10 protein-coding genes are annotated in these 14804 nt (G+C 43.3%); all 10 read left to right on the top strand.

All coding sequences use genetic code 11. The annotated features are described in order from the left end of the window. Nucleotides 1–6 precede the first annotated feature (6 nt). Complete coding sequence (locus QFZ77_RS24985; RefSeq protein WP_307443475.1) at nucleotides 7–801, top strand: phosphatidate cytidylyltransferase; 795 nt, start codon at nucleotides 7–9, stop codon at nucleotides 799–801. Nucleotides 802–825: 24 nt separating this feature from the next. Next, nucleotides 826–1971, top strand: coding sequence for a 1-deoxy-D-xylulose-5-phosphate reductoisomerase (locus QFZ77_RS24980; protein WP_307449836.1), 1146 nt, complete (start codon nucleotides 826–828; stop codon nucleotides 1969–1971). A 269-nt stretch (nucleotides 1972–2240) separates the two neighbouring features. After that, complete coding sequence (gene rseP, locus QFZ77_RS24975) at nucleotides 2241–3500, top strand: RIP metalloprotease RseP (protein WP_307443473.1); 1260 nt, start codon at nucleotides 2241–2243, stop codon at nucleotides 3498–3500. A 22-nt stretch (nucleotides 3501–3522) separates the two neighbouring features. Then, complete coding sequence (gene proS / locus QFZ77_RS24970; RefSeq protein WP_307443471.1) at nucleotides 3523–4971, top strand: proline--tRNA ligase; 1449 nt, start codon at nucleotides 3523–3525, stop codon at nucleotides 4969–4971. A 66-nt stretch (nucleotides 4972–5037) separates the two neighbouring features. Further along, nucleotides 5038–9348, top strand: a complete 4311-nt coding sequence (locus QFZ77_RS24965) for a PolC-type DNA polymerase III (RefSeq protein ID WP_307443469.1) — start codon at nucleotides 5038–5040, stop codon at nucleotides 9346–9348. 266 nt (nucleotides 9349–9614) lie between these two features. After that, nucleotides 9615–10079 (top strand): ribosome maturation factor RimP, encoded by a 465-nt coding sequence (gene rimP / locus QFZ77_RS24960; protein ID WP_307443467.1) that lies wholly within the window; start codon nucleotides 9615–9617, stop codon nucleotides 10077–10079. A gap of 36 nt (nucleotides 10080–10115) precedes the next feature. Beyond that, entirely contained in the window at nucleotides 10116–11213 is a 1098-nt protein-coding gene (gene nusA / locus QFZ77_RS24955) for a transcription termination factor NusA (RefSeq protein WP_047672911.1), read from the top strand. A gap of 29 nt (nucleotides 11214–11242) precedes the next feature. Then, nucleotides 11243–11557, top strand: coding sequence for an RNase P modulator RnpM (rnpM, locus tag QFZ77_RS24950; RefSeq protein ID WP_029195245.1), 315 nt, complete (start codon nucleotides 11243–11245; stop codon nucleotides 11555–11557). Further along, nucleotides 11547–11876, top strand: coding sequence for a L7Ae/L30e/S12e/Gadd45 family ribosomal protein (locus tag QFZ77_RS24945; protein ID WP_171648885.1), 330 nt, complete (start codon nucleotides 11547–11549; stop codon nucleotides 11874–11876). The genes rnpM and QFZ77_RS24945 overlap by 11 nt, the downstream gene beginning before the upstream one ends. After that, on the top strand, nucleotides 11866–14799 hold the full coding sequence (infB, locus tag QFZ77_RS24940) for a translation initiation factor IF-2 (protein WP_307443466.1): 2934 nt from the start codon (nucleotides 11866–11868) through the stop codon (nucleotides 14797–14799). The genes QFZ77_RS24945 and infB overlap by 11 nt, the downstream gene beginning before the upstream one ends. Nucleotides 14800–14804: the final 5 nt, after the last annotated feature.

The raw sequence follows: 14804 nt of genomic DNA, 5'->3' as shown, positions 1-14804 counted from the left end.
TTCAACTTGAAGCAAAGGATCGTCACGGGAGTCATTGCCGGGCTCGTTTTCATTACGTTATTAGTACTGGGTGGTTATTGGTATGCTGGGTTAATCGTATTACTGTCAATTATCGGCTACCGTGAATATTTGCAAATGAATGGCTACACGAAGTATAAATTTACAGCGGCTATTGGTTTAATTTCCTTGTTATACTTAACAGTGCCGTGGGAAACGTTTGGTGGATCATTTCCCGTTTCTTCGACAGCCATTATTTGGCTGACCATGTTTGTCTTGCTTTTCATTACAGTCGCTTCAAAAAATACGATCACAATAGATCAGGTTTCTGTTATTTTACTTGGTGTCATTTACATAGGTTTTGGATTTAATTATATGATTGCTGCACGCTTAATGGAGCATGGCTTATTTTGGTCAATAGTTGTGTTTGTATGTATTTGGGCTTCGGATTCAGGAGCTTATTTTGTCGGTTCGAAGCTGGGGAAACATCTTCTATGGCCTCAAATCAGTCCTAAGAAGTCAATTGAGGGAGCTGTAGGTGGCGTCGTTATTTCGATGATTGCAGCATTAGGATTCGCCTGGTATGCACCGGATTTACTTGGGCTTGGCAAGGCATTGGTGCTTGGTTTCGTAATAGCTGTTGTTGGACAAGTAGGAGACTTAATACAGTCGGCTTATAAGCGAGTAAAGGGTATTAAAGATACGGGAACTTTACTTCCCGGGCACGGTGGTGTACTCGATCGGATGGATAGTTGGCTTATCGTATTTCCATTTATTTATTGGCTTGGAATTCTTACTCACTAACAGTCATAGGCGAGGTGGAATATGATGAAACGGATTGCCATTCTGGGCTCAACAGGGTCTATTGGTACACAAACCTTAGATATTGCCCAGCATGCCCCAGATAAATTTCAGATTGAAGCATTATCTGGCGGTTATAATAGTCAATTATTGATTGAACAGGTTAAAAAGTTTCACCCAAAAGTTGTATCGGTCGCGACCAAGGAGCTGGCCGACGAAGTTTCCAAGAATGTTTCGTCATCGACCAAGGTGTTATATGGTGAAGAGGGATTAATGGAAGTTGCTGCATCAACAGATGCAGACTTGGTAGTAACAGCGTTGGTAGGGAGTCAGGGACTTAAGCCTACAATGGCAGCGATAGAAGCTGGCAAACACATTGGTCTTGCAAATAAGGAGACGTTAGTGAGTGCAGGCCATATTGTAAAGGATGCTATTCGTCGAAAAGGTGTGTCTTTGCTGCCTATTGATAGTGAACATTCGGCTATCTTTCAATGCTTGAATGGCGAGAATCGCTCGCAAATTGCGAAAATAACGCTTACTGCTTCTGGTGGTTCCTTTCGAGATCGATCACGTGAACAATTAGAGGGAGTAACGGTCGAACAAGCTCTCCAACATCCGAATTGGTCGATGGGAGCTAAGATTACGATAGATTCAGCGACGATGGTCAATAAAGGTCTTGAGGTCATTGAGGCTCATTGGTTATTTGATCTTTCCTATGACCAAATAGATGTCCTCATACATCCTGAAAGTGTCATTCATTCCTTTGTAGAATTTGTTGACAATAGTGTTATTGCTCAGCTAGGTAATCCGGATATGCGAGTTCCTATCCAATACGCATTAACCTATCCAGACAGATATCCGACGCCAACCAATCGGCTAGATTTGGCTGCCATCGGAAAACTTCATTTCCGTGAGATGGATTACAATCGGTATCCGTGTATACGAATGGCCTTTGAGAGTGGCAAACAAGGAGGTACTTCACCTACTGTTTATAATGCAGCGAACGAAATCGCTGTTGCACGCTTCCTCAAAGGTGAGATTACGTTCTTGCAAATTGAACAGATTATTGAAGTTGTTTTGCAGAAACATGAATCACATTCAAACCCTCATCTAGATGTCATACATGAACAAGATATTTGGGCAAGAGCCTTTGCATCATCTATTGTATTTTAATTTCATGAGAGCTTAGGTCAGCGAGGTTGGCTCTGCTCTTTTTTTCAATCTATCACCTAGGCGCTCTATAAAGTAAAGTCTAATTCAAACTCCCAGCTCGTATACTGTGCTAAAAGGGCATAGCTTGTATTCAGCAGTTCAATAATGTTAATCTAAGAACATGCTGTCCATAAGTGGATGCTTAGAAGGCAGGTTTTCAAACGAAAACGTTATGGTTTTTGCAAACATAGGTAAGTTTTCTGAAGAAAACCCGAAGGAGGAAATACGACTTGTCAGCCATAGAAGTTGGATTGAAGGTTATTTTGTTGTTTTTCGTTCTCGTTACGATTCATGAATGGGGTCATTTTTACTTTGCGAAACGTGCAGGCATCTTAGTTCGAGAATTTGCAATCGGCTTTGGACCCAAAATTTTCTCATATAAAAAAGGGGAAACTCGCTATACCTTGCGCATTTTGCCAATTGGTGGATTCGTTCGCATGGCAGGGGAAGACCCGGAAATTGTCCAAGTGAACCCTGGACAAACGGTTGCCGTTAAGCTAAATAAACAAAATCAAGTGTTATCTCTTTATCTTGATCAATTAGATCGACGCTCGAATGTTATCATTGGTGTCGTGGAACAAATTGATTTAGATAGAGCGCTTCAAGTATCACTTGATGTTGACGGAGAAAGCGTTACTTATCCCATTGATCCACAAGCTATGATGGTGACCAAAGGGACAGAAACACAGATTGCTCCATATGATCGTCAGTTTGGTTCGAAAACGGTTGGCCAGAGAGCAATTGCTATTGTGATGGGTCCTGTGATGAACTTCATACTCGCGATTGTATTGTTCTTTATCGTTGTTATTATGTCGGGCGTATTTACGAACGTTAAGCTAGATTCTGTGCTTGCAGGTAAGGCAGGCGAGAAGTCGGGTCTTCATAAAGGGGATATTATCATGTCGATTGATAATCAGCCGATTGGTGATGACCGGGAGAAGCTTGTCACCTCGATTCAATCATCTGCAGGAAAGTCGATGACTTGGGTTGTGGATCGTGCAGGTAATCCAATTACACTTCAGGTTACACCTGAAATGGAAGCAGGGGCTGGTAAGCTCGGCGTTGTCATTTCAGGGGATCGTAGAAGCGCAACCTTTAGCGAAGTATTAACTGGCACCTACGAACAAGTCGTTGGAACAACGATTGGCATTGTGACTGGTTTACAGAAGCTTGTTATGCTGCAGTTTAAACTTGATGATCTTGGCGGACCTGTCCGGACTGCTCAAGTATCTGCTGAGTTTGCCAAAATGGGAATAACTTACTTAATCTCTTGGGCAGCTACATTAAGTTTATATCTAGGTATATTTAATCTCCTGCCTATTCCTGCTTTAGATGGAAGCCGACTTCTATTTATGGGTCTAGAGGCACTACGCGGGAAGCCAATTGATCCGAATCGAGAAAGTATGGTTCATTTTGTTGGTTTTGCACTGCTAATGCTGCTCATGGTGGCAGTTACTTACAATGATATTTTAAGATTAATTAAGGGATAGTCCTAATATTGTAGGAGGGTTTATGTCAAACGATAAACAGTTTGTTAAAGAGATTACACCACAGGGAGAGGATTTCTCCCGTTGGTACATAGATGTGATCAAGAAAGCTGATTTAATGAGCTATTCACCAGTGCGCGGTTGTATCGTGTTTAAACCGGATGGCTATGAAATATGGGAAAACATTCAACGTGAACTCGATAGTAAATTTAAAGAAACGGGTCATCGGAACGCCTATTTTCCTTTATTTATTCCAGAGAGTTTTTTCCAGAAGGAAAAAGAACACGTGGAAGGCTTTAATCCAGAGCTGCCTTGGGTCACTGAAGCAGGTGGAGAGAAGCTCGAAGAACGTCTAGCTATTCGTCCAACTTCGGAAACGATGATCGGTCACATGTATTCGGAATGGATCAACTCCTATCGCGATCTTCCCCTATTGATTAATCAATGGGCTAACGTAGTTCGTTGGGAGAAGCGAACATTGCCTTTCCTTCGAACTACAGAGTTCCTGTGGCAGGAAGGACATACGGCTCATGAAGATGAGCAGGATGCTCGCCGTGAGACGATGCAGATGCTGGATGTATACCGCCAATTTGCGGAAGATTTCTTAGCAATCCCTGTTATTGTTGGGCAGAAGACTCCTTCTGAGAAATTCGCGGGTGCTGTCGATACGTTCTCTATCGAGGCAATGATGAAAGATGGGAAAGCGGTGCAAGCTGGCACCTCTCACTATCTGGGTACGAATTTTGCAGTCGCTTTCGATATCAAGTTCTTGGACCGTGAAAATCAGCATCAATTTGCCCATACGACTTCATGGGGAGTTAGTACTCGACTCATCGGTGCACTTATCATGGTTCATGGTGATGATCGTGGGTTGGTTTTGCCTCCTAAAGTTGCCCCTACACAAGTCATCATGATTCCAATTGGTCCGCCAAAAACACGTGAACAAGTTATTGGACGAGTAGATGAATTGTATGCTGAGCTTAAGAAAGCTGGAGTTCGAGTTAAAGTGGATGACCGTGCAGACCAAAGCCCAGGTTGGAAATTTAATGAATACGAAATGCGCGGTGTACCGATCCGAGTTGAATTAGGACCTCGTGACATGGAAAATGGGCAAGTTGTTCTCGTTTCTCGAGTAAGCGGGGAGAAGAAAACCGTTCAGCAAACTGACTTCGTTCAGGAAGTTCAAAATTTACTTGCTGAGATTCATCAGCAGATGTATGATAAAGCGAAGCAGTTCCGTGACGAGCATTATATTGCAGTGGATTCCATTGATGAATTCAAAACATTCCTGGAGACGAAACGCGGTTTTGCTTTGGCCGGCTGGTGCGGGTCTATCGCTTGCGAAGCGCAAGTGAAGGAAGAGACGGGGGCAACAAGCCGTAACATTCCTTTCACACCTTCAGAAACGAAATCAACATGTCTGGTTTGCGGCGATGCTGCTAAACATACGGTCGTTTTTGGCCGAAGTTATTAATTACAATCAAGGGCAAATGGAAGCAACAATTCCATTGCCCTTCGTATTTTTATGGGGAGGCTGTTCATGAGTAATTTGGCTGATAAACGGAATCGCTTTGAGCTTTTGATGCAGCAAGCCGAGATTCCAGCCGATATCGTGCGGTCATTTTTTGCGGAAGGCTACATCGAGCAAGTAGAAATTAGTCGTAAAAATCGCGACTGGACCTTTTATTTGGTGAAAAATGAAATAGTGCCTCAGAATATTTACCGCTCTTTTTGCAAAATGATTCAAGAGAAGTTCGCTCAAATTGCGAAGATTCGTTTTATTTGGAAATATGAGCAAGTAGAACCCGCTGCTTTAGTGGAAGAATACTGGAGCCTATTTATGGAATGGCTGCAGCGAGAAGTAGCATCGATTAATGGTTGGATGTCGAAAGCAAGGTTCGAGGTACAAGGTCATACGCTAACACTCATAATGCTAGATCAGATTGGACTTGAACTTGCTAAAAAGAAAAATGTAGATATGTTTATACGGAACTTTTTTCATAACTTTTTTCAAACAGAATTAAACGTAAAGTATGCGATAAGTGATTCTAGCGAGATCGAAGCTGAGTACGAGAAATTTGCGAAGCAGCGCGAGCAAGGCGAGAAGACCATCACTCAAGAGATTATGATGTCCATTGACATGGAAGAAGAAGAATCCTCATTACCAGATACGGATCTCAAGCTTGTCATGGGCTACGATATCAAAGAGGTGCCGACGCCACTTAAGAACATTCAAGAAGAAGAGAAGAAAGTAACGGTTCAGGGTACCGTATTTGGACTAGACGTAAAGGAATTGAGAAATGGAAACACGTTATTTACATTTAACCTGACCGATTTTACAGATTCTTTGGCGATGAAAGTATTTGCGAAAACCAAAGATGATGTGAAAATTATGAGCCTTCTTGCAAATGGAACATGGATTAGAGCGAGAGGGAAGGTCGAGTACGATCGTTTCATGCAAATTCCTGAACTTGTCATGATTCCGAATGACCTGAATGAAGTTATGGCTCCCAGAGATCGGATGGACGATGCATCTGAGAAGCGTGTTGAGTTTCATCTTCACACAACCATGAGTACCATGGATGCTCTGACACCAATTGATCAATATGTGAAAATGGCAGCTAAATGGGGACATAAAGCCATCGCGGTTACCGATCATAGTAACATTCAATGTTTTCCTGATGCAGGAAAAGCCGCCAAAAAGCACGGGATTAAAGTGATTTATGGTGTGGAAGCAAATGTTGTGAATGACTCTGTTCCTATTGTGATGAATGGTAGAGATATGGATCTAAAGCAAGCAACATATGTGATATTCGACGTAGAGACAACGGGACTTTCTGTTACCAATAACCGAATTATTGAGCTTGCAGGTGTTAAAATGCAGGACGGTAAAGAAATTGAGCGGTTTGCAACGTTCATTAATCCCCACGAGAAAATTCCTTATAACATTCAACAATTAACAAACATTAACGATGATATGGTAAAAGATGCGCCTGATATCGAGGATGAGCTACCTAAGTTTATTGAGTTTGTTGGTGATTGTGTTCTCGTAGCCCATAATGCACGATTTGATATGGGTTTCCTTCAAGCGAATTTGAAACGTATGGGATTGCCAGAGGTTACGAACTCCGTACTTGATACCCTAGAGCTTGCAAGATTTTTATTCCCTTCAATGAAGAACCATCGATTGAATACCTTGTCGGATAAATTTAAAGTAGGCTTGGACAACCATCACCGCGCGATTGATGACTCTATTGCCTTAGGCTTTGTTTTATATCATTTAATTAACGAGGCTAATGATCGACAAATAACGAATCTTGCTAAATTGAATGATTATGTAGGAAAAGATTTGTCAAATCAACGTCCTTTCCATTGTTGTGTTTATGCACTTAATGCCGTTGGGAAGAAGAACTTATTCAAACTTATATCCTTATCCCATACAACCTATTTACAGCGCTCTGCAACAATTCCCAAAAGTGTTCTAGTAGAGCATAGAGAAGGTCTCCTTATCACCTCCGGCTGTGAAAAAGGGGAATTTTTTGAAGCCGTTCTGAATAAATCAATCGAAGAAGCCGAGCAAGTGGCCGAGTTCTATGACATTCTCGAGATTCAACCTGTGAGCTATAACATGCATCTGGTAGAAAAGGGTCTCGTGGGAAGTGTCGAAGATTTAGAAAATGCTGTACGACGTGTTTGTGAAATTGGTTATAAGACCGGCAAACCGGTTATTGCTACAGGGAATGCGCATTATCTGAATCCTCGTGAGAAAGTATGCAGAGATATTGCCATTAATGGAATTACCGGGTTTAGCCCACTTAAAGCTATGAAAAAACCGGATGCACATTTCCGTACGACCAAAGAAATGCTGGAAGAATTCAAGTTTCTTGGTGAAGAAAAGGCGATCGAGGTTGTTATTCGCAGTACGAATGATCTAGCGGATCGCTTTGAAGTCATTGAACTTTTCCCTGACAAGCTGTTTACACCCATCATTGAAGGTGCCGACGAAGAAATTCGTGCCACCTGTTACAATACAGCGAAGAAAATGTATGGGGATGAGCTTCCGGAAGTCATTATAGCCCGGCTTGAGAAAGAGCTTGTTCCGATTATTAAGTTCGGTTTCTCTGCTAACTATTTGATTTCCGAACGTCTTGTGAAAAAGTCGAATGCGGACGGTTATCTCGTAGGTTCAAGGGGTTCCGTTGGTTCTTCCGTCGTTGCGATGATGTTAGGCATTTCCGAGGTTAATCCGCTGCCTCCTCATTATATATGTTTATCTTGTCAGCATAGTGAGTGGTTCCTTGACGGGAGCGTTCCGAGTGGATTCGATCTTCCGAACAAAGTTTGCCCTAATTGCGGGGGTAATTTAAAAGGTGACGGTCACGACATTCCGTTTGAGACGTTTCTTGGCTTTAAAGGGGACAAGGTTCCCGATATCGATTTAAACTTCTCTGGCGTTTATCAACCGATTGCGCATAATTTTACGAAAGAAATTTTTGGTGAGAAGAATGTATTCCGCGCGGGGACCATCGGTACTGTCGCCGAGAAGACGGCATTCGGATTCGTCAAGAAGTATGAAGAAGAGCAAGGACAGAAATGGCGCGGTGCTGAGATTAGCCGATTAGCTGCGGGCTGTACAGGTGTGAAGAGAAGTACAGGTCAGCATCCCGGCGGTATTGTCGTTGTTCCGGATTATATGGAAGTTGATGATATCACACCCGTACAATACCCAGCTGATGATAAGAATTCCGAATGGAAAACGACCCATTTTGATTATCACGCCTTTGACGCCAATTTGCTGAAACTTGATATTCTCGGACACGACGACCCGACGATGATGCGGATGCTGCAAGATTTAACAGGTATTGATCCGACAACAATTCCAATGAATGATGCAAAAGCGATGAGTATATTCAACTCGACGGAAGCGATTGGGGTCAGACCGGATCAAATCCGCTCTCCAGTAGCCACTTATGGTGTACCGGAAATGGGAACCAAGTTCGTTCGTCAGATGCTTCAGGAAACGCAGCCAAGCTCCTTTGCCGACTTACTGCAAATATCCGGTTTGTCACATGGAACAGGTGTTTGGTTGGGGAACGCACAGGAGCTAATCAAAAAAGGGATATGTAACATTAAGACCGTTATTGGCTGTCGGGATGATATCATGCTTTTCTTGATTTATAAGGCGGGAATGGATGCAGGTCTTGCTTTCAAAATTACCGAGAGTGTTCGTAAAGGTAAGGGGCTTACAGATGAATGGAAAGATGAGATGAAACGCTGTAATGTGCCAGCCTGGTATATTGAATCTTGTGAACGGATTGAATATATGTTTCCAAAAGCGCATGCTGCTGCTTACGTTATCTCAGCTGTTCGTACAGCTTACTTTAAGGTTTATCATCCGATAGCCTACTATGCCACTTATTTTAGTGTTCGTGCGGCTGACTTTGATCTAGAGCTTCTGTGTCAGGGATATGATGCCATTCTTAAAAAGTTGATTGAGATTGAAGAAAAAGGCTTCCAGGCGCTGCCGAAAGAAAAAGCGATGGTTTCCATTTTGGAGATGTCACTCGAAATGACGTCCCGTGGCTTCAGTTTCAAACCGATTGATATCTATCGTTCGGATGCGACACGTTTTATTATCGATGGTACGTCACTTATCCCGCCATTTGCGGCAATGTCAGGTATCGGAGATAACGCAGCCAAAAATATTGCCGCTGCCAAAGAGGAAGGCGACTTCCTCTCCATCGAAGATTTCCAGAATCGGTCCAAAGCCTCAAAGACGGTCATTGAGATGCTCAGCTCGATGGGATGTTTCCGTGGACTGCCGGAATCGAATCAATTGTCCTTATTTTAAGCTACCGAAGTCAGTTTTTCTTTAGAAAAACTCAAAAGTTAATGCTTCCGAAGCAAGTTTTCTTAAGAAAACTTTAGGCTGTCAAGTGAAAATGATTAACAAGTTTGCTATTGTAATGCAAAGAATGGTTATGGTATAATTTTTATTGGCAATAATGAGGATATCATCTTGTGATTAAAGAGTGGGGAAACCCACTCTTTACATTTTGATATAGGGACTTTTCGGAATACGATAAGGGAAAGTCAATTTAGGAGGTACATTTATCTGTGGCTACACAAGCGCAAATCAAATCCGTCATTGAGGACATGCTGAAGGATTTCATTGAACAAAATGGATTTGAACTCGTGGATATTGAATATGTCAAAGAGGGCAGCAATTGGTTCCTTCGTGTCTATGCAGACAAGGAAGGCGGAATTGATATAGATGATTGCGGCCGCATCAGTGAATACTTAAGTGTTCAATTGGATGAAAAAGATCCCATTGCTGATGCCTATTTCTTGGAAGTTTCTTCACCTGGCGCGGAACGTCCGCTTAAGAAGACACAAGATTATTATAAGGCTGTGAATAGTCATGTATTTGTTACCACCTATGAACCTATAGACGGTTCCAAGGAATTTGAAGGTTTGCTGCTTTCCTTTGACGAGGAAGAACTCGTTATTGAAATTGGCAAAAAGAAAATAATTATCCCGTTCGCTAAAGTAGCAAGCGCTCGTCTAGCTATCGTTTTTTAGTGACCGTTACTTATTGAAAGGGGGGACTCAGTTCAAATGAACACGGATTTTATCGAAGCGCTGTCGGAAATTGAACGTGAGAAGGGTATCTCAAAGGAGTTACTTATCGATGCAATTGAAGCAGCGATGATTTCAAGTTATAAACGTAATTTCAACACCGCACAGAACGTGCGAGTTGATATCAATCGCCATACTGGCCTCATCAAGGTATATGCCCGTAAAACCGTAACTGAGGAAGTATTAGATCCAAGATTGGAAATTTCACTTCACGCTTCTCGTGAAATTAATCCGAATTACCAATTGGAAGATATCGTTGAAATTGAAGTGACTCCTCGTGATTTCGGACGTATTGCTGCTCAAACTGCCAAACAAGTGGTGACTCAGCGTATTCGTGAAGCCGAGCGTGGCTTAATTTATAATGCTTTTATCGACAAGGAAGAAGATATCGTTACAGGAATCCTTCAACGCCAAGATCAACGTAACATATATGTGGACTTGGGTAAAGTTGAGGCTGTGCTGCCTTTGACTGAATTGATGCCTACGGATAAGTTCAAACAGGGCGATCGGATTAAAGCTTATATCACGAAAGTGGAAAATACGACGAAAGGACCGCAAATCATTTTATCAAGAACACATCCAGGGCTGTTGAAGCGTCTTTTTGAACTGGAAGTTCCTGAAATCTTTGATGGTGTGGTCGAGATTCGTTCGGTTGCGCGTGAAGCCGGCTTCCGATCCAAAATTGCTGTTCACTCTCGCAACGCTGAAGTTGATCCAGTAGGATCCTGCGTAGGGCCTAAAGGGTTACGTGTTCAAACGATTGTAAGCGAACTGCGCGGCGAGAAAATAGACATCGTTCGTTGGATGGAAAGCGTGGAAGAATACGTAGCCAATGCGCTTAGCCCTTCCAAAGTGCTTGAAGTGCAAATTCATGAAAATGAAAAAATGGCGCGTGTCATTGTACCTGACTATCAGCTTTCTTTGGCTATTGGAATCAAAGGGCAAAATGCTCGTCTTGCTGCCAAATTGACAGGTTGGAAAATAGACATCAAAAGTGAAACACAAGCCGAACAAGAATATGGCAGAGTGAAAACTTATTCAGAAGAAATGCATCAAGATTCTGTGAGTGTCGATTAAGTTTTTGTTCGTAGCAAGGGGTGATCGGAATGAAGCAGAGAAAAATCCCTCTGAGAAAATGCGTGGCCTGCCAGGAAATGATGCCGAAGAGGGACTTGATCCGCATCGTCAAAACGCCTGAAGATGAAATTCTCATTGATCTCAAAGGGAAAAAGTCTGGGCGCGGTGCCTACCTGTGCGGTAAAGTTTCTTGTTTTAAATTGGCGAAGAAAAGTAAAGCCCTGGATAGAGCGCTGAAGCATGCCGTTGGTGCCGATATTTATGACCAATTGGAGCAAGATTTCATTCGTGTTGAAGATGAGTTCCTCTCTTCTAAAGAGGAGGAGTCTGAAGATGAATCCTAAATTTCTATCCCAATTGGGCTTGGCGATGCGGGCAGGGAAGCTAGTTACCGGTGATGAAGGTGTGTTTAAAGCGATTCGCTCGGGAGAAGCCAAACTTGTCATTATGGCGGAGGATGCATCTGCTAATACACGTAAGAAATTTCAAGATAAATGCCAATTCTATGGAATTAAACTCATGGAAATAGGTACGAAGTATGAATTGGGCCGCAGCATTGGGAAAGAAATGCGTGTCACCATAGGTGTATTGGACGGAGGCTTCGCGCAGATGCTGCAGAAGAGTCAAGATAATCCTGCGGAGGTGAAACATATTGACCAATAAACAAGACAATAAAGATAAGACTCGCGTTTACGAATACGCAAAGCAACTCAATATGAGCAGCAAAGAAATTATAACCATCCTCAAACGTCTGAATATTCCCGTTAACAATCATATGAGTGTAATGGAAAATGACGCAGTAAGCAGTGTAGAAAAGTTTTTTCGTGATATTAAAGCCAATGCGGCTGCCAAACGAGCAGCTACGGACGGAGGAAATGTGAGTTCATCTACGACGAATCAGAATCCTGCAACGCAGGCTCCAGCACAAGAGAATAAAGGTGCAGCAACACAGGCTTCGAAGCCAGTTGCTTCAGAACCAACGAACAGCACGACTACAAATGGTGCTGTAACAGCACCCCAAGGACAATCTACGCCTAATACGGCTAGTCGTCCAGCTCAGCCTGGGCGTGATCAACGCCCAAGTGGTCAAGGATCATCGCAAGGCGGGCAACGCCCAAACAGTCAAGGCCAAGGTGGACAACGTACAGGTTATCAAGGTTCCAATCCAGGCGGACAGCGTCCTAGCGGCCAAGGTTCCAGCCAAGGTGGACAACGTACGGGTTATCAAGGCTCCAATCCAGGTGGACAACGCCCTAGTGGTCAAGGTTCCAGCCAAGGTGGACAACGTACGGGTTATCAAGGTTCCAATCCAGGTGGCCAGCGTCCAAGTGGTTCAACTGGCGGCTACAATAGCCAACGTCCTAGTGGCGGTCAAGGCTACAGCCAAGGCCAAGGTCAAGGCCAAGGCGGAGCTCCACGCAGCAATAGTAACTATGCAGGGTCTCGTCCAAGTCAGGGGACTGGTGGACCGGGAGCTGGTGGTGGACAAAGCGCAAATAGCAGCCGTCCGCAAAATGCAGGCCCGAACCGTAGTGCTGGCCCAAACCGTCAGTCCAAACCGTTTGATAACCGTAACAATAATCAAAGCGGAAGACCTGTCATTCAAGAAGCAAAGCCGCAGTTCCACGTAGGAGCAACAGCAGCTGAATTGGATGATGCAGCAGCTAAAGCTGGTGTAATTACAACTAAGAAATCCAAACCAACTCCTAAGCGTTTTGATGATAACCGTTCCGGCGGCAATCGCGGACCTGGTGGACAAAACAGAGGAAATCAACGCGGTAACAATAGAGGCAGATACCAACAAGAAACCGTTAAGAAAGAAAAAATTGACAACACGCCTAAGAAAATCATCGTTCGTGGCAGTATGACCGTTGGTGAAACAGCGAAATTACTTCACAAAGATGCTTCTGAAGTTATTAAAAAGCTTTTGTTCTTGGGTACAATGGCAACAATCAACCAAGAGCTTGATTTGGAAGCCATTCAATTGATTGCATCCGAGTTTGGCGTTGAAGTTGAAATTAAGATTAAAGTCGAAGAAGATAATTTCGAGACTTTCGAAGAAATTGACGATGAGGCAGATCTGATTGAGCGTCCGCCAGTTGTTACGATTATGGGGCACGTCGATCATGGTAAAACGACTTTACTTGATGCTATTCGTAAAACAAGTGTAACCGAAGGCGAAGCAGGCGGTATTACGCAGCACATCGGTGCTTATCAAGTTGAAGTTAACCAAAAGAAAATCACTTTCTTGGATACGCCTGGTCACGAAGCTTTTACAACGATGCGTGCCCGCGGTGCACAAGTAACCGATATTACAATTATCGTTGTTGCTGCTGATGACGGCGTAATGCCGCAAACCGTTGAAGCAATTAACCATGCTAAGGCAGCAGGCGTTCCGATCATTGTTGCAGTTAACAAGATTGATAAAGAAGGCGCAAATCCAGATCAAATCAAACAAGCACTTACTGCTTATGAGTTGGTTCCGGAAGAGTGGGGCGGAGATACAATTTTCTGCGAAATTTCCGCAAAACAACGGATTGGACTTGAAAATCTGCTTGAGATGATTCTGCTTGTTGCGGAAGTTCAAGAGTATAAAGCTAATCCGAACAAACGTGCTAGAGCGACCGTAATCGAAGCCGAGTTGGATAAAGGTCGTGGTCCAGTTGCCAGAATCCTGATTCAACATGGTACATTAAAAGTCGGAGATAGCTTCGTAGCTGGCGTGTGCTTCGGCCGCGTAAGAGCGATGGTGAATGATAAAGGTAAACGTCTGAAAGAAGCGGGTCCTTCAACACCAGTTGAAATCACGGGTCTTACAGAAGTTCCACAAGCTGGGGATCCATTCCTTGCTTATGAAGATGAGCGTAAGGCAAGAGACATTGCAGATCGTCGTTCCATAGCACTTCGACAATCCGAAATGACGGCGAATTCCCGCGTCACGCTGGATGACCTCTTTAAACACATTAAAGACGGCGAAATCAAAGAGCTTAACGTAATCATCAAAGGTGACGTTCAAGGTTCTGTTGAAGCCCTGAAAAGCTCACTTGAGAAGATCGAAGTGGAAGGCGTTCGCGTTAAAATTCTTCACAACGGTGTTGGTGCTGTTACAGAATCTGATATTATTCTGGCTTCTGCATCAAATGCGATTATTATCGGTTTCAATGTTCGTCCTGAACCTGCTGCGAAAGCAACAGCAGATCAAGAGAAAGTTGATATCCGTCTGCATAACATTATCTACAACGTAATTGAAGAAATCGAGCAAGCTATGAAGGGCATGCTGGATCCTATCTTTAAAGAAGTTGTACTTGGTCAAGCAGAAGTACGTAATGTGTTCAAAATTACGGGTTCAGGTACAATTGCTGGATGTATGATTATCTCAGGCAAAATTGCTCGTAATGCACAAACTCGCTTGATCCGCAGTGGTATTGTCGTGCACGAAGGTAAAATAGACTCCCTGAAACGATTCAAGGATGACCAAAAAGAAGTGGCACAAGGTTACGAGTGTGGTATATCTCTTGAGCGTTATCATGATATTAAAGAGGGCGACATTATTGAAGCCTTCATCATGGAGTCCGTTGAGAGGTGATGACA

Origin of the sequence: Paenibacillus sp. V4I3 (assembly GCF_030817215.1) — a bacterium.
Classification (GTDB): domain Bacteria; phylum Bacillota; class Bacilli; order Paenibacillales; family NBRC-103111; genus Paenibacillus_E.
Note: the sequence above shows the minus strand (reverse complement) of the source record. Positions and strands in the feature narration are given on the sequence as shown.

Bases quoted from the DNA above. Each gene is read 5' to 3' on its own strand.
- QFZ77_RS24980 (WP_307449836.1), top strand. From the start codon at position 826: ATGAAACGGATTGCCATTCTGGGCTCAACAGGGTCTATTGGTACACAA.
- proS (WP_307443471.1), top strand. From the start codon at position 3,523: ATGTCAAACGATAAACAGTTTGTTAAAGAGATTACACCACAGGGAGAG.
- QFZ77_RS24965 (WP_307443469.1), top strand. From the start codon at position 5,038: ATGAGTAATTTGGCTGATAAACGGAATCGCTTTGAGCTTTTGATGCAG.
- nusA (WP_047672911.1), top strand. From the start codon at position 10,116: ATGAACACGGATTTTATCGAAGCGCTGTCGGAAATTGAACGTGAGAAG.
- rnpM (WP_029195245.1), top strand. From the start codon at position 11,243: ATGAAGCAGAGAAAAATCCCTCTGAGAAAATGCGTGGCCTGCCAGGAA.
- QFZ77_RS24945 (WP_171648885.1), top strand. From the start codon at position 11,547: ATGAATCCTAAATTTCTATCCCAATTGGGCTTGGCGATGCGGGCAGGG.